Genomic DNA, 19,271 nt, shown 5'->3' on the forward strand with positions numbered 1-19,271 from the left:
GTGAAGCAGGTCGGTCCGGTCGCAGAGCCGCGGAAGTGTAACGGGGACGGGGGCTTGGGGCAAGTTGAGGGGGCTGGAAGCCGGGTCGGACGAGGGGCGGGGCGGCCAGGAGGCACCCAGGGGCGCCCTGGAGCCGCCCGAATTGCGTGGCTGCCGGCCTTGAGGCTCACCATCTCAGCTCGAACTGAGAAATCCACTCGCCAGGGGCCGGCCGGGCCGATTGAGCGGCTGCCCGGGCGGCGATTCGGCTTGCGCGGGCGCCTGGCCTTCGCGCCCTGCACGCGGGGGCAGCTCCAGCGTTCGCCGGCTGCCCTGTGCCGCGCGGTCCACCTTCGGGACGTACGCGCCGACCGCGCCGGCGATGGCACGCAGCGTCGCGTCGACAAGGCCCGCGACGCGTGAAGGGCGGCCCCGATTAAGCGATAATGCCGGCATGGCTATTTCCATCAAGACACCCGAAGACATCGAGAAGATGCGCGTCGCCGGCCGCCTGGCCGCCGAGGTGCTGCAGATCGTCGCTCCGTACGTGAAGCCGGGCGTCAGCACCGGCGAGCTGGACCGCATCTGCAACGAGCACATCGTCAACGTGCAGAAAGCGATTCCGGCCAACGTCGGCTACAAGGGCTTTCCGAAGACCGTGTGCACCTCGGTCAACAACGTGATCTGCCACGGCATCCCGAGCGACAGCAAGATCCTCAAGGACGGCGACATCGTCAACATCGACGTCACCGTGATCAAGGACGGCTGGCACGGCGACACCAGCCGCATGTATTACGTCGGCACGCCCTCGGTCATGGCCAAGCGCCTGGTCGACGTGACCCGCGAAGCGATGTTCCGCGGCATCCGCCTGGTCAAGCCCGGCATCACCCTCGGCGACATCGGCCACGCCATCCAGACCTATGCCGAAGCCGAGCGCTTCAGCGTGGTGCGCGACTACTGCGGCCACGGCATCGGCCGCGTGTATCACGAAGACCCGCAGGTGCTGCACCACGGCCGTCCGGGCGAAGGCGTGAAGCTCGTGCCCGGCATGACCTTCACCATCGAACCGATGATCAACGAAGGTACCTACCGCCATAAGACCCTGCCGGACGGCTGGACCGTGGTGACCAAGGACCGCAAGTTGTCGGCACAGTGGGAGCACACCGTCGCGGTGACCGAGGACGGCGTCGAAATCCTGACCCGCGTGCCGGGCGACGACAACGACCTATGACCGGCCCCGTCGCCGGCGATCGGCCTGACGAACGATTGGCCGATCGGTCGGCGGCGCCCGATGCGGCGACGCCCGCGGCCGGCAGCCCGGCGGCGATCCGCGCAGCCTTGAGCGCGGTCGACGCCGCCCTGGCGCAGCGTTTCGACAGCGACCCCAATGCCGACATCGACCGCCTGCTGCGCGCGCGCACCGACGCGGTCGATGCGCAGGTGCGTGCGGCCTGGCAGGCCTGCATCGACGAGGCCGCGCCACTGGCCCTGTTCGCGGTCGGCGGTTACGGCCGCGGCGAGTTGTTTCCGCAGTCGGACATCGACCTGCTGGTGCTCGCCGACTCCGAAGCGCAGACCGCCCAGGCCGAACAACTCGGCTGTTTCTTCGCCTCGCTGTGGGACGCCGGCCTGCCGGTCGGTCACGCCGTGCGCTCTGCCGAGCAATGCACCGAAGCCGCGGCCGACCTCAGCGTGCTGACCGCGATGCTGGAAGCGCGCCCGCTCGCCGCTGGCGCGGTCGCGCAGATGGCGCTGCAGGCGGCGATCTCGCCGTCGCAGGTGTGGCCGGCACGCGAATTCTTCATCGCCAAGCGCGAAGAGCTGCGCTTGCGCCATGCCCGCTACGGCGACACCGCCGACAACCTCGAGCCCAACCTCAAGGAAGGCCCGGGCGGCATGCGCGACGTGCAGACCCTGCACTGGATGGCGCTGCGCATCATCGGTACCTCCGATCTGGAATCGCTGGTGTCGATCGGCCAACTGGGGCCGGACGAACTGACCACGCTGGAGCGCGAGCGCCGCACCTTGTCGCGCTTGCGTTTCGGGCTGCATCTGGTCGCGCGCAAACGCGAAGAGCGGCTGCGTTTCGATTACCAGAAACTGCTCGCCGAACGCCTGGGGCATGTCGACAACGCCGACAACCTCGCCGTCGAGCAGATGATGCAGGGCTTCTATCGCAGCGCCGCCCTGGTGCTGCGCATCGGCGAGCGCCTGCTGCAACGTTTCGAGGAACAGATCGAAGGCGAGGCCGTGCCGGTGCCGCTGGACGGCGTGTTCGAAGCCTTCGAGTTGCGCCGCGACTACATCGCTGCTCGGACAGCGGGTGCCGCCCGCGACGCCGAGTGGCCGCGCGACGCCTCCGAGGTGTTCGCCCTGTTCGCGGCTTGGGCCGCGCACGACGAGATCCGCGGCCTGCATTCGCAGACTGCGCGCGCGCTGGCCGAGGCGTTGTCGCAGGTGCCGAGCTTCGTCCAGGCCGAGCCGGCGTTGCGCGAACGCTTCATCAAGATCCTGCGCGGCCCGCATCCGGTGCACGCGCTCGAACGCATGGCGCGCCTGGGCGTGCTGGGGCGCTGGATTCCGGCGTTCTCGAAAGTCTCCGGGCGCATGCAGTTCGACCTGTTCCACGTCTACACGGTCGACCAGCACACCCTGGCGGTGCTGCGCAATCTCGCCCGCTTCGCCTCCGGCGTAGCCGACGAACGCTTCAGCATCGCCCACGAAGTCTGGCCGCGCCTGCGCAAGCCGGAGCTGTTGCTGCTTGCCGGCCTGTTCCACGACATCGCCAAGGGCCGCGGCGGCGACCACTCCGAACTCGGCGGCGACGACGCGCGTGTGTTCTGCTCGACCATGGGCCTGAGCGAGGCCGACACCGCACTGGTCGAATGGCTGGTGCGCCAACATCTGTTGATGTCGGTGACTGCGCAGAAGCAGGACATCGCCGACCCCGACGTGATCCATCGCTTCGCCACCAAGGTGGCCGATCGCGAGCACCTCGATCATCTGTATCTGTTGACCTGCGCCGACATCGCCGGCACCTCGCCGAAGCTGTGGAACGCGTGGAAAGACCGGCTGCTCGCCGACCTTTACACCGCCACCCGCCTGGCCTTGCGGCGTGGGCTCGAACATCCGGTCGCGGGCGCCGAGCGCGCCGCCGAAACCCGCGAAGCCGCGCAGGCCATGCTGGCCGCGTTCGGCGCGCGCGATGACGAGATCGCCGCCTTGTTCGCGCGCATGCCCGAGATCGCCTTCCAACGCGGCCGGCCCGACCAGATCGCCTGGCAGGCGGCCTCGCTGCGCGGCATTGCGCTCGGCGACACCCGCGTGCGTGCGCGGCCGGTCAGCGCCCACGGCGGCGCCCATGCCGGCGCGCTCGAAGTGTTCGTGCATTCGCCCGATCGCGACGGCTTGTTCGCTGCGATCGTCGCCACGCTCGACCGGCTCGGTCTGGCGATCCAGCAGGCGCGTGTGCTCGACGGCCCGCAAGGCGCGATTTTCGACACCTTCGAAGTGGTGCCGACCGATCCGCGCCAGCCGCCGAGCGCCGAAGATGTCGAACGGCGCCTGGAGTCGACCCTGGCCGGCCCGCTCGAACGCATCAAGCCGGCACGCCGGGCGCAACCGCGGCATCTGCGCCATTTCCGCATCGTGCCGCAGATCGTGTTCGCCTCGTTCAACAAGGACGAAGCGGCGAGCGCGCGCACCACCTTGAGCCTGGTCTGCACCGACCGCCCCGGCCTGCTGGCCGACGTCGCCCAGACTTTGCGAAAACAGCGGCTGCGCGTGTACGACGCGCGCATCGCCACCTTCGGCGAACGCGCCGAGGACGTATTCCAGATCACCGACGGGCGCGATCGCGCGCTCGACGAAACGCAACAGCAGGCCCTGCGCGACGCGCTGCTGGCCTGCCTCGAAGGAGACAGTCGATGAGCCCCGCCAAGAAGACCGCCAAGAAGACCGCACGCAAGAAGAGCAACGAAGTGCCGGGCATCGACGAGCTGAAGTTCATGATCGACAGCGCTTTCGAGCGCCGCAGCATGCTCACGCCCGACGAGATCGAAGGCTCGACCCGGCCCACCGTCGAGCGCGTCATCGCCGGTCTGGAGCAGGGCGAGTTCCGCGTCGCCGAACCCGACGGCAAGGGCGGCTGGACCGTCAATGAGTGGCTGAAGAAGGCGGTGCTGCTGTACTTCCGCGTCAACGACATGCAGGTCGTCGAAGCCGACCCGGCGCCGTTCTGGGACAAGGTGCCGGCGCGCTTCGAAGGCTACGGCGAAGCCGATTTCCGCAAGCTCGGCGCGCGCGTCGTGCCCGGCGCGATCGCCCGCCGCGGCGCCTACATCGGCAAGGACGTGGTGTTGATGCCGAGCTTCGTCAACATCGGCGCGCACGTCGGCGAAGGCACCATGGTCGACACCTGGGCCACGGTCGGTTCCTGCGCCCAGATCGGCAAGCACTGCCACCTGTCCGGTGGCGCCGGCATCGGCGGCGTGCTCGAACCGCTGCAGGCCTCGCCGACCATCATCGAAGACCACTGCTTCATCGGCGCGCGTTCGGAAGTGGTCGAGGGCTTCGTCGTCGGCCACCACAGCGTGATCGGCATGGGCGTGTTCCTCGGCCAGAGCACCCGCGTCTACAACCGCGCCACCGGCGAGATCAGCTACGGCCACGTGCCGCCGTACAGCGTGGTCGTGTCGGGACAGTTGCCAGCCAAGGACGGATCGCATTCGCTGTACTGCGCGGTCATCGTCAAGCAGGTCGACGCCAAGACGCGTTCGAAGACCAGCATCAACGATTTGCTGCGCGGCCTGGCCGACTGAGGCAGCGCGGATGGGCCGGATCTCGTCGCGCTGGACGGCATGGCACAAGTGGGGCCCGTTGCTGCCGCTGCTGTGCCTGCCGGTCGCATGCGCGGCGACCTACGGCGTGGGGTTTCCAGTGATGTGGGCGGTCGCGGTATTCGGCACCTACGCGGCCGTATCGGCGGCGTTCCTGCCGCTCAACTGGGGCTTGGCCGATGAGGTCGAGCAGGCCGGAGACGTGTTGCGTGTGCGGCGCGGCAGCGTCGAGGCCCGGGTAGCGCTGGCGGAGGTGCAGGAAGTGCGCCCGGCCGGCTGGCTGCAGCGGGGCCAGCTTATGCTGGAGCTGCGCGAGCCGAGCGCCTTGGGCCGGCATATCGTTTTCCTGCCGCAGGCCAATCCCTGGTTGGACTCGGGCAAGAACGCGATCCTGGCCGATCTGCAGCAGCGCGTGGGTGCAGGCCCCATCGCGCGGCCGTCGAAGCGATGACGATACGGTTCCGCTCGGTTAAGGATCAGCATCCAGGGCCCGCTGCATGGGATCGTGCATCGATAGGGTTTGCCCAATGATAGAAGGGGATCAGCTCGCGTCGCCGACTACTGTGGTGCGCAAACTATGGTCGCGGCTATTGTTGGGCGTCGTCTTGCTTGCTCCTGCGACGTACTTGTTCGGCGGTCGGACCGGCGTCTCTGCCGAGCACGTCGCGATCTGGTTGGCATTGGTCGCGGCACTCGCCGCTTATTGCGTGGTGACGAGCTCCTTCGCCGATTGTGTCGCCGATTACGGCGACTACCTGCTGGTACGGCGTCGAAAATTGGAGCTGCAACTCAAGTTCGCCGACATCGCCTACGTCGAAGACAGTCACAACCTCAAGCCTCGCCGCGTGACCTTGCATCTGAAGTCTTCGGGGCCGTTGGGACAGCGGATTGTATTCATGCCCCGGCCCAATTCTCTTGGACGCAACGAAGTGGCGTTCGACCTCGAGCGTCGAGTCAATCTGTCACGGAACGAGACCTGAGAACGATGGCCATGAGAGAGATTTCGTCGGGACAGACCTTCTTCCTCAAGAAAATTTTTCCGGTCATCTGGTACGGAGCGCTGGGTTACATCATCGCCAGAGCGCTCGCGGCCGAGTCTTGGAAGACCGAGCCCCTGGCGGTGCTGGCGCCCACGCTGATGCTGTTGGGCGGCTATCTCCTGATGAAGCGCTATGTCTCCACCTTGGCCGACAAAGTGCTCGACGGCGGAAGCTTCTTGCTGGTCAGGAGAGGCCTGGTGAAACAACGCATCGCCCTGGAAGACATCGATGATGTCCATATCACCCGCAACGACAATCCTCCGCGCCTCACCCTGAAACTGCGCGTGCCCGGGAAGCTGGGCAAGGAGATCGTCTTCATTCCGAAAGGCCTGGTGCTGGTGCCTTTCTTCAAGCACCCGCTGGGCGCCGAACTGGCCGAGCGCGTCAAGCGTCTTCGTACGAATTGATCCGACATCGAATCGAGGTTCACTGCATGACCACGCTTTACGGACTCAACAACTGCGACACCTGCAAGAAGGCCCGCAAGTGGCTGGACCGCTTCGGCGTCGCCCACACCTTCGTCGACTATCGCGATAACCGGCAGGCGCCGGAGACGTTGGTCGAGTGGAAGAACCAGGTCGGCGGCTGGGAGTCGCTGATCAACAAGTCGTCGACCACCTGGCGCACCTTGGCGCCGAACCGCAAGGAGCCGGCCTCGGATGCGGAGTGGAAGTTGCTGCTGAAGGAATACCCGCAACTGATCCGCCGTCCGCTGGTGGTGACCGACGACGGCAAGGTCAGCCAGGGCTTCAGCGACAACGGCTTCAAGCAGCGCTTCGGGGTCGGTTCGTGAGCGCTGCCTCGTCGAGCGGGGCCTCGTCGAGTGCCGTGCTCGATCTGACTCTGGCGCTGATCGCACGGCCCTCGGTCACGCCCGACGACCTCGGTTGCCAGGCGCTGATCGCCGAACGCCTGCGCCGCGCCGGTTTCGTCTGCGAGCACCTGCGCTACGGCGAGGTCGACAATCTGTGGGCGGTGCATGGCGACGGCGAAGGCCCGACCCTGGTCCTGCTCGGCCATACCGACGTGGTGCCTTCGGGCCCGGTCGATGCCTGGGCCAGCGATCCCTATCTGCCGGAGATCCGCGACGGCGTGCTGTACGGCCGCGGCGCCGCCGACATGAAAGGCAGCGTGGCCGCGTTCGTGGTCGCGCTGGAGGACTTCGTCGCCGCGCATCCGCGGCATCGCGGGCGTGTCGCCCTGTTGCTGACCTCGGACGAAGAAGGCGATGCGATCGATGGCGTGCGCCGCGTCGCCGAGGCCTTCCGCGAGCGCGGCGAGCGCATCGACTGGTGCGTGACCGGCGAGCCCTCGTCGACCGCCAAGCTCGGCGATCTGTTGCGCGTCGGCCGTCGCGGCACCTTGTCGGCGACTTTGAAGGTGATCGGCGTGCAGGGCCATGTCGCCTATCCGGACAAGGCGCGCAACCCGATCCACCAGGCCATGCCGGCCTTGTCCGAACTCGCTGCGCGGCGCTGGGACGAGGGTTACGAAACCTTCCCGCCGACCTCGCTGCAGATCAGCAATATCCACGCCGGCACCGGCGCCAACAACGTGATCCCGGGCGAACTGCAGGTGTTGTTCAACCTGCGCTACAACCCGAGCTGGAATGCCGAACGCCTGGAGCAGCAGTGCGAAGCAGTGCTGCGCGCGCATGGCTTGGAATACGAATTGCGCTGGTTCCGCGGCGGCGAACCGTTCTACACCCCGGAAGGCCCGCTGCGCGCGGCGGCGCGCGAAGTGCTGGCGCAGTTCTCCGGCGCCGTGCCCGAGGAAAGCACCGGCGGCGGCACCTCGGATGCGCGTTTCATCGCGCCGCTGGGCGCGCAGTGCATCGAGATCGGCCCGGTCAACGCCAGCATCCACAAGGTCGACGAGAACGTCCTGGTCGCCGACCTGGAGGCGCTGCCGGATCTGTATCGGGCGTTGATCGAGCGTTTGTTGGTCTGATCGGGCACGAAGCCGCGGCGCTTGCGTGCGTCGTCGGCTAACGGCTGTTGCCACGCCGTTGCGGTTCGCGGTCGCGGCTTGCGCCGCTCCTACCCTTTGCAACGTCGCTCCTGGGTAGGAGCGGCGCAAGCCGCGACCGCGTGACGTCAGATCGCCGTGCCCCCGGCAATCATCGCAACGGCTTCATCGTCAAGGTATGCCGCGCCGGCCCCGGCAGGAACGGCGTCGGCCGTCCATGCACCCAATCGTCGTGGCCCGCGCCCCAGAATGGCGACAGCGGGTGGCCGCTCTGGCCGCCGGGCATGTGGATGATGCCGTCGGCTTCGTGGCCAGGCGACACCACCATGCGTTCGGAGGCGCCGAAATCCGGGCGCTGCACGCGCGGCATCGCCGAGTCGCCGGGCAGTTCGTCGAAAGGCATGCACAGGGCGCGCTTGGCGAAGCCGGGCAGGGCCGATGCGAGCGGGTGGCAGATCGAGGCGGTGTTGTGTTCGCCCCAGCGCTGCTGGGCCAATCGCGCCGCTGCGTCCGGGCCGGGCGTTACCGCGAATTCCTTGAGCACGTCCTCGGCCGAGTGCTCCAGCAACTCGTCCCAGGAGCGTTCGCTGCGCGGCAGCAGGTGATCCGGCCGTTGCGTCAGCAGCGGCCACACCACGCCTTCGAGTTGTTTCAGCTCGGGCATTTCGAAGCGTTCGCCGAGCGCGGCGCGTACCGGCGCGGTCAGGCCGTTGGCGACGCGCGTGTGCATGGCGCGGCGCCAGTTGCGGACGATGCGGTAACTCGCCGAATCGGGCACGGCGCGGCCTTCCCAACGACGTGCCGCTTCGGCCAGGGTCGCCAGCGCGGGGCTGGCATTGCCGGCTTTGTCGACGCGGGCGGCCTGGTCCTGCAGCAGCTTCCACCAGCGCTGCAGGAACAACGCGCGGTCGTCGAGCTGGATAGCGAGCAAGTCGCGTTCGTTGAAGCGCTGCTTGGCGAACAGGCCGTCGCGGATCTGTCCGGCGCGCGCGCCGAGCACGTAGTTGCCGTCGCCGATGCGCTCGTATTCGAGGCCGTCGAGCGTGCGCGTGTTGGCGGTCCACAAGCGGCCCGACGGCGGCGCGACCAGCTGCGGCGCGTCCTGCGTTTGCAGGCTCCAGGGTGGGCAGTCGGTGACGCTGCGTTGCTTGCCGTCGACGAGGTCGTTCTCGACCAGGGTCGCGGTGGAGCATTCTTCGTCGCGTTCCGGAATCGGCCCGAGCAGACGCCAGGCGATCTTGCCCTGGCGGTCGCCGAGCACCAGGTTCTGCACCGGCATGGCGACGCCGCGGGCGAGTTGCATCGCTTCGTCGACCGATTGCGCACGGCTCAGGTCGGCCAAGCCCATGTTGAGCGAACCCGGCAGGTGTGCGGCCCAGCGCAGGGCGAGGGCACTGCCGTCGGCGTTGTCGTGCAGCAGCGGGCCCCAGGCGGTCTCGCGCACCGTCAGTTTGCTCGACGGCGCGCCTTTGACCGCGATGAGTTCCTCGTGGATGCGCAGGCCCGCGCAGGTCGCGGCCTTGGCGTCGCCGGCGCAGCCGGGTTCGCGCGACCAGTCGGCCCAGTCGCCGTAGCTGTTGGTGAAGGCCCAGGCGACATGGCCGTTGCTGCCGACCACCAGCGCCGGCAGGCCGGGCAGGGTGAAGCCGCTGGCGTCGATGCGGCCGCCGGGCACGCGCGGGTCGGCGTAGCGCAGGCGCGCACGGAACCACAGGTTGGGCGCACGCAGGCCCAGGTGCATGTCGTCGGCGACGATTGCGCGACGGTCGGCGGTCAGGCTGCCGGCGACGGCGAAGTTGTTGCTGCCGATCTCGTCGGGGAACGGCAGTTGCATCACTCCGCCAGACGAGGGCGTCGGCAGCTTGCGCAGATCGACCTGGTCGGCGCCCGGCAGTTCGGCGTCGCCGAACGGCGCACCGAACAGCGGCGCGTCCCAACGGCTGCCGTTGTGAGTGATCAAGGCGTACAAGGCCGGCGGCAGGTGCGGACGCATGCGCCAATAGGCGAGATCGCGGGCGTTGCTCGCGTCCTGCAGGTCGAAGTACATGGCATAACCGACCAGGGCCGAATCCGACAACTTCCACGGTTCGGGTTCGGCGCGGAGCAACAGATAGGGCCAGGGCTTGCGCGACAAGCCGCCGAGGCCGGCGTTGATACCGTCGGCATAGGCCTGCAGCAAGGCGGTCTTGTCGCCGGCGAACGACGCGAGTTGCGCTTCGACCCGGCCGCGCAGGCGGTGCACGCGGTGACGGCGGTCGTAATCGAGGGCGCGAGCGCCGAACAGCGCCGACAGTTCGCCGGCGGCCGTGCGTCGTAGCAGGTCCATCTCGAAATAGCGTTCCTGGCCGTGGACGTAGCCCAGTGCGCGCATCGCATCGGTCTGGTTGGCGGCATCGACGGTGACCACGCCGAGCGCGTCGCGCTGGATCGTCACCGGGGCCGACAGGCCGGGCAGGGCGAGTTCGCCGTCCAGGCGGGGCAGGCTGCCGCGCAACAGCCACCAGGCCGCGACGGCGCCGAGCAACGACAGGCAAAGCAGCGCGAGCAGGCCGCGCTTGATCCATTTGGCCATGATTTCCTCCACCGCCGAGCTTAGCCGAAGTCCGCGACCGCGCCGTGGCCGTGTCGCATCGACTGGCGCCGGCACCGGCCCGGTCTCGCAGGGGTGCTGGACGCCCGAATCGCGACCGCGGTCGCGCCGCCCCCAGCATGTTGCGAACCCGGCGCTTGCATCCGGCGCGATCCTCAAGCAGGATCGGACCATGACCGCCGTCCTCGCCACCGCCTGCCGCCGCAACGCCGCCCTGTGCGGTCGTGCGCGTCCGGCCGCGGCCGACGTGCGGGTCAACAACAATAATCGCAATAACGCCAGCCTCCCGCGGGCCGGCGATTAGCGCGCGCAACACACGCTCAATCGCTCAGGAAGCCCGCACTGCGAAGTGCGGGCTTTCTGCGTTTTGGGCCCCCGGTTGTTCTGCCGTCCCTTCCGCCCCTTCCGTCCCGAACCGCTGCAAACCCTCCAGGAGATGCTCAGATGTGCTCGATCCTCGGTCTGTTCGACCTGCGCCCCGGCGCCGACCTGCGCCCGCTGCGGCCGCTGGCCCTGTCCCTGTCCGCACGCCAGCGTCATCGCGGCCCCGACTGGTCCGGCGTCAGCGTCGAGCCGCGCGCGATCCTGGTGCATGAGCGGCTCGCCATCGTCGACCCGACCGGCGGCTCGCAACCGCTGCGTTCCAGCGACAGCGAACTCGCGCTGGCGGTCAACGGCGAGATCTACAACCACCGCGAACTCGAACAGCAACTCGTCCAGCCCTACGAGTTCCAGACCAAGTCCGACTGCGAAGTCATCAACGCCCTGTACCGCGAAGGCGGCGACCTCGGCGACCTGCTCAACCGCCTCAACGGCATCTTCGCCTTCGCCTTGTGGGATGCGGCGCGCGGCCGCTACGTGATCGCGCGCGATCCTATCGGCGTATGCCCGCTGTACTGGGGCCACGATGCAGACGGCCGCTTGTGGGTGGCTTCGGAGATGAAGGCGCTGGCGCGCTTGTGCGACGACGTCAGCCCGTTCCCGGCCGGGCACTACTACGACAGCGAGGTCGGTGCGCCGGTGAAGTACTACCAGCGGCCGTGGCGCGACTACGACGCCACCCAAGGCGTCGAAGTGTCCAAGCAGGAACTGCGCGAGGCCTTCGAGCGCGCCGTGCACCGGCAGATGATGAGCGACGTGCCCTACGGCGTGCTGCTCTCGGGCGGATTGGACTCGTCGCTGGTTGCGGCCTGCGCGGCGCGTTTCGCCCGCCGCCGTGTCGAGGAGGACGATCAGGCCGAGGCCTGGTGGCCGCGCCTGCATTCGTTCGCGATCGGCCTGGAGGGCTCGCCCGACCTGGCCGCGGCCGAGATCGCCGCGCAGGCGCTCGGCACCGTGCATCACGGCTTCACCTACACCTTCGAGGAAGGGTTGGACGTATTGCCCGACGTGATCCAGCACATCGAGACCTACGACGTGACCACGATCCGCGCGTCGACGCCGATGTTCCTGCTGGCGCGACGGATCAAGGCGATGGGCGTGAAGATGGTGTTGTCGGGCGAAGGCTCGGACGAAATCTTCGGCGGCTATCTGTATTTTCACAAGGCGCCGAACGCGCGCGAATTCCACGAGGAATTGGTGCGCAAACTCGATGCGCTGCACAGCTTCGATTGCCTGCGTGCGAACAAGTCGATGATGGCCTGGGGCGTGGAGCCGCGCGTGCCTTTCCTCGACGTCGAGTTCCTCGACGTGGCGATGCGCATGGACGCGCAGGCGAAGATGGTCGACAAGGCCGCGGGCGGCAAGCGCGGCATCGAGAAGGCGGTGCTGCGCGAGGCCTTCGAGGGTTATCTGCCCGATTCGATCCTGTGGCGGCAGAAGGAGCAGTTCAGCGACGGCGTCGGCTACGGTTGGATCGACGGCCTCAAGGCCCACGCCGAAGCGCAGGTCAGCGACCGCGACATGGCCACGGCGGTGGGGCGTTTCCCGATCAACACCCCGCAGACCAAGGAGGCGTATTTCTATCGCGGCCTGTTCGAGCGTCATTTCCCGGGCGCGGCCTGCGCCGAGACCGTGCCGGGCGGCAAGTCGATCGCCTGTTCGTCGCCGGCGGCGATCGCCTGGGACGCTTCGTTCGCGAACGCGGCCGATCCGTCGGGTCGCGCGGTGGCCGGCGTGCATCAGGCGGCGTTGGTCTGAGCGGCGCCGGCTGAGCGAGGTCGGCCGGGGGGGCGATCGAACCGCCGGCGGTGCCGGGCCTCGCGTGATGAGGCCCGGCAGGAGTTCATCGCTTGCGATCAAGACGATCGCCACTCCTGGCGATCGGCTTCGGCGACTGCGACTGCGTTACTGCCCGCAACCCGGCCAACGGCGTTCGAGGTTTTTGTATTCCCAGGTGCCGTTCGGGCATTGCACGTTGACCGTCGCGGCCGCGACCAGTTCGCAGCCCGGGGCCTTGAACACGGTGGTGCCGCTGGTCACCGGGGTGGTGGAGTAAGCGCCGGTGATCTCGGTGTCCTGCACGTCGCTGACCCAGTTGGGGTTGGCCGAATTGCGGCTCATCACCACGCTCTGGGCGACGAAATAGTTCGGATACGGCACCGAGCCCTGGGCGAAGGGATTGCGCACCAGGCTGGCTTCGGCGTGCGCGCTGGCGGCGCTGCCGCTGTGGTCGAACACCAGCTTGAGCTTGGCCGAGTATTTGCCGGCGCAGGCGGACTGGTTTTCCGAGATGCTCGGCGGGTCGGACGCGAGTGCGGTCAAAGGCAGGGCGAGCGAGAGCAAGCCGGCGGCGAGCGCCGGAATCCGATGAGTCTTGAACATTGTCGAATCTTCCTTGGATGACGTTGAGTAAGAGCCCGCCAGCCGGCTCTGCACGGACCTGTTCTCCGGGACATGTCCCCCCCGATAACATGCGCTGCGCGCAGGCCGCGACTGTGCGGACGGCGCCGCGACGGGCGGCGCCGGGGCGAGAATGTGGCACAGGCGGTTTGCGGCGTTAACCGGCCGTGGACGGATTTGCGACGAAGGCCGCCATGGCCCGACGAAACCCCGTCGGGCGCGGACGAAGCGCACGCGCCGGACTCAGCCGCGGCCCGGATAGTCCTTGCAGTCGAGCCAATGCAGGCCGGCGCCGCGGGTCTGTTGCAGCAGCCCGGGCAGAGCGACGCGCGCCTTGTCGTGGACGTCGTGGAACAGGATCGTGCCGTGGCGCCACAGCAGCATCAGGCTGAGCAAGCGGCCTTGCACCTCCATGGCCGAGACCTTGGCGTTCCAGTCCTGCGAGTCGATGCTCCACAAGGCCACGCGCAGGCCTTGCTGGGCGAAGAACGGTCCGCTGTCGGCGCGGCGTTGGCCGTACGGCGGCCGGAACAGCGGCACGTAGGCCGAACCGGCCGCGGCCCGCACCAAGGCATCGCTGCGGATCACCGAGTCCTGCCACTGCGGCCAACGCGCATGCGACTGGTGTTCCCAGCCGTGCGAGGCGACGCACATGCCGGCGTACAGATCGGTCGGTCGCGCCCGGGCGGCGCCCAGCCGCCGTTGCAGCGATTCGCCGACGACGAAGAAGGTCGCGTCGAGCCCGGCTTGGCGCAAGGTCGCCAACAGACGGTCGGTGTTGCCGCCGGCCGCGGTCGGGCCGTCGTCGAAGCTCAACAGGAACTGGCGGTCGCGCAACTCGTTGCCGTCGAGTTCGGCAGCGGAATAGGTGACGATCTCGCTGCTGACCCGCGGAAACAAGGCCGCCAGGCGCAGGGTCTCGTCGAGGTAGATGCGATGGAAGCGCGCGGCATCGGCGCGCCAGGCGGCGTAGCTGCGGTCGGGTGCGGCGTCGAAGGCCTCGGCGAGGCGGCGCAAGGCCGCGGCGTCGTCGGCTGCGGTGCAGAAGGCTTCGCGCGGCGCGCACGAGCGCGAGGCCAGCCGATAGTTCGCGCTCAGCCGCTGCCAGAAGCGCGCACGGATCTTGTCGAGCGAGGCGCGATCGATCTGCTTGAGCTTGAGGCGGGCGAGCAGGGCGGCCTCGTCGAGAGTTTCGCTGGCCGCCAGCTCATGGGCGAAGGCGAGGATCTCGGCGCGCGAGGCGCGGTCGAACGCGGCTGGTGTGTTCAAGGCCTGCGGCCAGGTGGCGCGATCGGCGCTGGCGACCGCGGACGGTCCGGCCGCCTGGGCCATCGGTGCGATACACAGCGCGCTCCAAGCCAATAAGATCCAGACCAATAGTGATCGAAGCGGCGATTTAAGCGGGGACTTCATCGGCTGGCTCGTGGCGGCGAGGGAGCGCATCAAAGCCCGCGCACCCGTTCGATCGCCTTGTCGTAGGTCGGGTGGGTTTGCTCGCGCTTGGCCGAGAGATAGTTCGACATGGCTTCGTCGTAGCGGCCGGCTTCCTCGAACAGTTTGCCGATGTTGTAGTAGGCGCCGGCACGGATCGTGGTGGCGTTGGCGCCGCGGGCCAGGGCGATGGCCTTGCGCGAGGCCCAGATCGCCTCGGCGCTGCGGCCGAGTTTGACGTAGGCCAGGCCCAGATTGCTGTAGGCCACGGCGTAATCGGGGTCGAGCTCGATCGACTGCTGGTACAGCGCGACTGCGCCTTCGAGATTGCCCGCGCGGTACGCCGCTTCGCCGCGTTGGTTGGCATGGGCGGCCGGGCCGGCCAGACCGGCCTCGATCTCGTCGCCGCCGGCATCGTCGCCGGCGCCGTCGAGCCGGTCGAGTTCGGTGTCTATGCGTTCGGCCTGCGCGGTGCTGGCATCGATCCGGTCGATGTCCTGAAAGCGGCCTTCGCCGTCGATGCGGAACACCCGCCACAGGTTGCCGGGACGGTTCTGCGGCACCGGGTAGCTGCGCAGCAATTGCTCGCCCAGATACAGCGAGACCCGGGCGCCGCTGCGCGAGAGCGCATTGGCCTCGGGGCGGCTGCGGTTGCCGAAATCGTGCACCGCATAGGTGTAGCCGTAACCGGCCTGCTTGCGCAGCAGGGTCATGGTTTCCGGGCTCTTGCGGGCGCCGTCGTCTACGTCCAGGCGCGCATCGTCGCTGGTCTTGCGCTCGAAATAGACGTGATGGTCCGGATAGCTGAGGTGCGAGTCGAGGTCGGCTTCGGTCGCGTTCCAGCTCAGCACGATACGCAGACCGTCGAGGCTGGTCGTACCCGTACCCGTATCAGTGCCGGTACTCGGGCTCAATGCCTGGGCCGTACCGCCGCAGAGCATGCTGCAGCAAAGAACTAGGGCGAGCGCAGCCGCACGGCGAAGCATGGTCCGGTCCTTAGAGGGGAGTTGCGAGGCGCGATCATAGCAACGCCGCGGGCGCCTGCCCGCAAGCCACGCGCGGCGCGCCTGCTAGGCTGTGCCCAAGCCGGCCCGAAGCGGCGGCCGTGCATCCGAATACGAAGTGAGTCGAGAAGGGGAGACGCGCGATGGCAGCCGAAGCGCAGGGCAGCGAATTGGTCAAGGTGGTGGTGCTGCTGGCAGCGGGCGTGATCGCGGTGCCGATCTTCAAGCGCATCGGCCTGGGCTCGGTGCTCGGCTATCTGGCCGCGGGCCTCGCGATCGGTCCGTTCGGGCTCGGCTTCTTCGCCGACTCGCAGGCGATCCTGCACGTCGCCGAACTCGGCGTGGTCATGTTCCTGTTCCTGATCGGCCTGGAGATGCGGCCTTCGCATCTGTGGAGCCTGCGCCGCGAGATCTTCGGCCTGGGCACCGCGCAGATCCTGCTGTGTTCGGCGGCGATGACCGGGGTCGGCCTGTTGTTCGGCTTCCCGCCGGTGGTCGCCTTCATCGGCGCGATGGGCTTCGTGCTGACATCGACCGCGATCGTGATGCAGATCCTCGGCGAACGCGGCGACCTGGCCTTGCCGCGCGGGCAGCGCATCGTCTCGATCCTGTTGTTCGAAGACCTGCTGATCGTGCCCTTGCTGGCCCTGGTAGCCTTGATGGCGCCGGCCGATCTGGCCGCCGACGGCGCCGCGCGTTCGCGCTGGCTCGACATCGGCATCGCCCTGGCCTCGCTGGCGGCCCTGCTGGCGGCCGGCATCTGGTTGTTGAACCCGCTGTTCCGCGTGCTCGCCGCGGCCAAGGCGCGCGAGGTCATGACCGCGGCGGCCTTGTTGGTCGTGCTGGGCGCGGCGCTGCTGATGCAGGTCGGCGGCCTGTCGATGGCGATGGGCGCGTTCCTGGCCGGCGTACTGTTGTCGGAATCGACCTTCCGCCACCAGCTCGAAGCCGATGTCGAGCCTTTCCGCGGCATCCTGCTGGGCCTGTTCTTCCTCAGCGTCGGCATGTCGCTGGACCTGATCGTGGTCGCGGCGAACTGGCCGCTGATCGTCGGCGGCGTGGTCGCGCTGATGATCGTCAAGGCGGCGTGCATCTACATCGTCGCGCGGCTGCTCAAGGCCTGCCACACCGAAGCCCTGGACCGCGCGGTGCTGATGGCGCAGGGCGGCGAATTCGCCTTCGTGCTGTTCTCCGCCGCCGCCAGCGCCGGCCTGATCGACGCCACCGTCGGCGCCAACCTGACCGCGATCGTGGTGCTGTCGATGGCGCTGACGCCGATCGCCATCATCGCCTTGCGCCGGCTGGCGCCGAAGACCGCGCTGTCGCTGGAAGGCATCGACGAGCCCAACGGTCTGGGCGGCAGCGTGTTGTTGATCGGCTTCGGCCGCTTCGGCCAGGTGGTCTGCCAATCCTTGCTCGCGCGCGGCGTCGAGGTGTCGATCATCGATACCGACGTGGAGATGATCCAAAGTGCGCAGACTTTCGGTTTCAAAGTGTATTACGGCGACGGCACCCGCCTCGACGTGCTGCACGCCTCGGGCGCGGACACCGCCCAGTTGATCGCGATCTGCATCGACGACCGCGCCGCGGCTACGGTCACTGCCCAATTGATCCGTCACGAATTCCCGCAGGCGCGGCTGCTGGCGCGCAGCTTCGACCGCGAACACGCATTGGAGCTGGTGCATGCCGGCGTCGATCTGCAGGTGCGCGAGACCTTCGAGTCGGCGATGCGCTTCGGCGAAGCGGCCCTGGTCGAACTCGGCGTGCCGCAGGACGAAGCGGCCGAAGTCGTGGCCGAGATCCGCCATCGCGACGCCGAGCGCTTCGAGCTGGAACTGGTCGGCGGCGTCGGCGCTGGAGTATCGCTGCTGTACGGCAACATGCAGCAGACCCCGTTGGTCACGCCGAAGCCGCGTACTGGCGCGAAAACCGTCGAGCCGGCGGTCGAAGACAGTGCCAGCAGCGCGTAAGCGTCCTGCTGACCTCACTTCTCGCCTCTTACTGATTCCCAGTTCCCAGTAACTTAAGAGCTAGCTCCAACCGCTCACGGACACCGCGGCGGCCAACTCAGGTCGGGCTTGGCGACGAGATCGATCAGGAACAACTCGCCCGAGCGCTCGCCATCGGCCTGCGCGAACAACAGCCGGTCGCCGCGCGGCGATAACAAGGGGCCGACCTGGAATGCGTCGGTGCGGGCTGGAATGCGGCCGTTTTCGTGCCAGCCGTCTTCGCCTCGCTCGAACCGGTACAGATGCGAGCGGTCGCCGCGATCGATCACCGCGACCAGGCTGCGGCCGTCGCGGGCGACGTCGGCTTCGTACTCGTCGGCGGCCGTGCTCAGCGGCGCGCCGAGGTTGTGCACGCGCCAACTGCCGTCGGCCTGCGGCGTGGCCAGGTAGAGGTCGTTCTTGCCGTGCCCGCCGTCGCGGCTGGAGCCGAAGTACAGCCGGCCGTCGGCAGTCGCACGCGGCAGCAGTTCCGAGGCCTTGGAGTTGACCGGCTCGGGCAGGCGCTGCGGCGCGCCCCAGGCGCTGTCGGCGCCACGCTCGACGTAATAGATGTCGAGGTCCTCGCCGGTGGGATCGTGGCGGGTCGAGACGAAGTACAGGCGCCGGCCGTCGGCGCTCAGGAAGGGATCGGCATCGGCGCCGGACGCGGCGGCGAACGACGGCGCCTGCGGCGTCGACCAACCGTCGCGGCCGCAACGCGAATGCAGGATCCGCCAGTTGCCGAACTGGCGATCGCTGCGCATGAAATACAGCTCGCCGCCGTCGGGCGAGAAGGTCGGCGAGGATTCGTATTGATCGCTGGCGATGGCCGGCGGCGTCCAGCGCAATGCCGCGCCGGTCGGGTTCGGCGCGCCCGCATCGGCGCAGCCGGCGATCGATAGCAAGCAGGGCGCGAGCGAACGCAACAGGGGCGGAACGGACGACGCTCGGTGCATGGCCTTGGCTGTGCTCGCGCGGTGGGCGGTCGGGTTCGGTTTGCGCTCAATCGCCGTCGCGGACGCGCTGCTGAAAGCGCCGTGCCTTGGCGACGTTGCCGCAGGTGGCCATGTCGCACCAGCGGCGGCGGCCGTTCTTGGAGGTATCGACGAACACCCAGCCGCAATCGTGGCCGTCGCAGACGCGCAGGCGGTCGAGGCGGGCGTCCTTGAGCAGTTCGATGGCATAGGCGGTGATCACGTGCGCGATCAGGTCGAGCCCGGAGCGCTCCGGCGACCATTCGGTTTGCAGGCGCGAGCGCCGCGACACCAGGCGCGCGGCTTTCGATGCGGCCAGGCGGGCTTGGTCGATGACGTCGAGGTCGGCGCTGCCGGGCGCCTTGCCGTCGGCCAGGGCGTACAGCGCGTTGCACAAGGCTTCGCGCAAGGCCTTGCAGCGCGCCAACGCGGTCGCGGCCTTGGTCGGCGCTTCGCGTTCCAGTGCTTCGAGCGCATTGAGATCGGCGCGCGAGAAGCACGAGGTCTGCCGCGCCCAACGTAGCAACGCAGCGTAATCGTCGAGCCAATCGCGCGGCTCGCTGTCGCGCGCGGTGACGGTATTGACCAGGTCGAGTGCGGGGTCGCCGCCGACCAGATCGGCGGGCTGGAAGGCGTGGTGTTCGAGGCGCATGCGGGGTCCTTGCGGTTCGCCACGAG

Annotated in this window: 17 protein-coding genes; 11 read left to right on the plus strand and 6 right to left on the minus strand. The window is 68.3% G+C overall.

Annotated features, from left to right (window positions below; all coding sequences use genetic code 11):
- The first annotated feature begins 433 nt into the window (after positions 1–433).
- The 8 genes from map (at position 434) to dapE (ending at position 7,807) form a co-directional block, all read left to right on the plus strand.
- Complete coding sequence (map, locus tag EX88_RS0102510) at positions 434–1,210, plus strand: type I methionyl aminopeptidase (RefSeq protein WP_031370439.1); 777 nt, start codon at positions 434–436, stop codon at positions 1,208–1,210.
- Positions 1,207–3,909 carry a [protein-PII] uridylyltransferase gene (gene glnD, locus EX88_RS0102515; protein WP_051884334.1) on the plus strand — a complete coding sequence of 901 codons (2,703 nt, stop codon included), beginning with the start codon at positions 1,207–1,209 and terminating at the stop codon, positions 3,907–3,909. Before map ends, glnD begins: the two co-directional genes overlap by 4 nt.
- Entirely contained in the window at positions 3,885–4,799 is a 915-nt protein-coding gene (gene dapD, locus EX88_RS0102520) for a 2,3,4,5-tetrahydropyridine-2,6-dicarboxylate N-succinyltransferase (RefSeq protein WP_036147884.1), read from the plus strand. The genes glnD and dapD overlap by 25 nt, the downstream gene beginning before the upstream one ends.
- 10 nt (positions 4,800–4,809) lie before the next feature.
- A complete protein-coding gene (locus EX88_RS0102525; protein WP_031370442.1) occupies positions 4,810–5,268 on the plus strand; it encodes a hypothetical protein in 459 nt (152 codons plus the stop codon).
- A 76-nt stretch (positions 5,269–5,344) separates the two neighbouring features.
- A complete protein-coding gene (locus EX88_RS0102530) occupies positions 5,345–5,797 on the plus strand; it encodes a hypothetical protein (protein ID WP_031370443.1) in 453 nt (150 codons plus the stop codon).
- 11 nt (positions 5,798–5,808) lie between these two features.
- Positions 5,809–6,264 (plus strand): hypothetical protein, encoded by a 456-nt coding sequence (locus EX88_RS0102535; RefSeq protein ID WP_031370444.1) that lies wholly within the window; start codon positions 5,809–5,811, stop codon positions 6,262–6,264.
- Positions 6,265–6,290: 26 nt separating this feature from the next.
- Positions 6,291–6,650, plus strand: coding sequence for a Spx/MgsR family RNA polymerase-binding regulatory protein (locus tag EX88_RS0102540; protein WP_031370445.1), 360 nt, complete (start codon positions 6,291–6,293; stop codon positions 6,648–6,650).
- Positions 6,647–7,807: a succinyl-diaminopimelate desuccinylase gene (dapE, locus tag EX88_RS0102545; RefSeq protein ID WP_031370446.1), complete on the plus strand. Its 1,161-nt coding sequence runs from the start codon at positions 6,647–6,649 to the stop codon at positions 7,805–7,807. Before EX88_RS0102540 ends, dapE begins: the two co-directional genes overlap by 4 nt.
- A gap of 169 nt (positions 7,808–7,976) precedes the next feature.
- Here dapE and EX88_RS0102550 read toward each other — a convergent pair whose 3' ends face one another.
- On the minus strand, positions 7,977–10,397 hold the full coding sequence (locus tag EX88_RS0102550; RefSeq protein ID WP_031370447.1) for a penicillin acylase family protein: 2,421 nt from the start codon (positions 10,395–10,397) through the stop codon (positions 7,977–7,979).
- Between the two features lie 190 nt (positions 10,398–10,587).
- On the opposite strand from EX88_RS0102550, the gene EX88_RS27295 reads away from it, so the two are divergent.
- Positions 10,588–10,719: a hypothetical protein gene (locus tag EX88_RS27295; RefSeq protein ID WP_268745579.1), complete on the plus strand. Its 132-nt coding sequence runs from the start codon at positions 10,588–10,590 to the stop codon at positions 10,717–10,719.
- 140 nt (positions 10,720–10,859) lie between these two features.
- Complete coding sequence (gene asnB, locus EX88_RS0102560) at positions 10,860–12,554, plus strand: asparagine synthase B (RefSeq protein WP_031370448.1); 1,695 nt, start codon at positions 10,860–10,862, stop codon at positions 12,552–12,554.
- Positions 12,555–12,701: 147 nt separating this feature from the next.
- On the opposite strand, the gene EX88_RS0102565 is transcribed toward asnB, so the two are convergent.
- The 3 genes from EX88_RS0102565 to EX88_RS0102575 all read right to left on the minus strand — a co-directional run bounded on the left by EX88_RS0102565 (position 12,702) and on the right by EX88_RS0102575 (position 15,541).
- On the minus strand, positions 12,702–13,178 hold the full coding sequence (locus EX88_RS0102565; RefSeq protein ID WP_031370449.1) for a hypothetical protein: 477 nt from the start codon (positions 13,176–13,178) through the stop codon (positions 12,702–12,704).
- A 261-nt stretch (positions 13,179–13,439) separates the two neighbouring features.
- The gene (locus tag EX88_RS0102570; RefSeq protein ID WP_051884341.1) at positions 13,440–14,609 is read right to left on the minus strand and encodes a polysaccharide deacetylase family protein; all 1,170 of its coding nucleotides are present in this window, start codon (positions 14,607–14,609) and stop codon (positions 13,440–13,442) included.
- Positions 14,610–14,638: 29 nt separating this feature from the next.
- On the minus strand, positions 14,639–15,541 hold the full coding sequence (locus EX88_RS0102575; RefSeq protein ID WP_161786066.1) for a YfaP family protein: 903 nt from the start codon (positions 15,539–15,541) through the stop codon (positions 14,639–14,641).
- Between the two features lie 233 nt (positions 15,542–15,774).
- Between EX88_RS0102575 and EX88_RS0102580 the strand changes: the two genes are divergently transcribed.
- A complete protein-coding gene (locus EX88_RS0102580) occupies positions 15,775–17,601 on the plus strand; it encodes a monovalent cation:proton antiporter-2 (CPA2) family protein (protein ID WP_031370452.1) in 1,827 nt (608 codons plus the stop codon).
- A 74-nt stretch (positions 17,602–17,675) separates the two neighbouring features.
- Here EX88_RS0102580 and EX88_RS23405 read toward each other — a convergent pair whose 3' ends face one another.
- Both EX88_RS23405 and EX88_RS0102590 read right to left on the minus strand, forming a co-directional pair.
- Positions 17,676–18,524 carry a PD40 domain-containing protein gene (locus EX88_RS23405; RefSeq protein WP_161786067.1) on the minus strand — a complete coding sequence of 283 codons (849 nt, stop codon included), beginning with the start codon at positions 18,522–18,524 and terminating at the stop codon, positions 17,676–17,678.
- Positions 18,525–18,621: 97 nt separating this feature from the next.
- The gene (locus EX88_RS0102590; RefSeq protein ID WP_031370454.1) at positions 18,622–19,245 is read right to left on the minus strand and encodes a CGNR zinc finger domain-containing protein; all 624 of its coding nucleotides are present in this window, start codon (positions 19,243–19,245) and stop codon (positions 18,622–18,624) included.
- Positions 19,246–19,271 lie beyond the last annotated feature (26 nt).

Source organism: Lysobacter antibioticus (assembly GCF_000731095.1).
Lineage (GTDB): Bacteria > Pseudomonadota > Gammaproteobacteria > Xanthomonadales > Xanthomonadaceae > Lysobacter > Lysobacter antibioticus_B.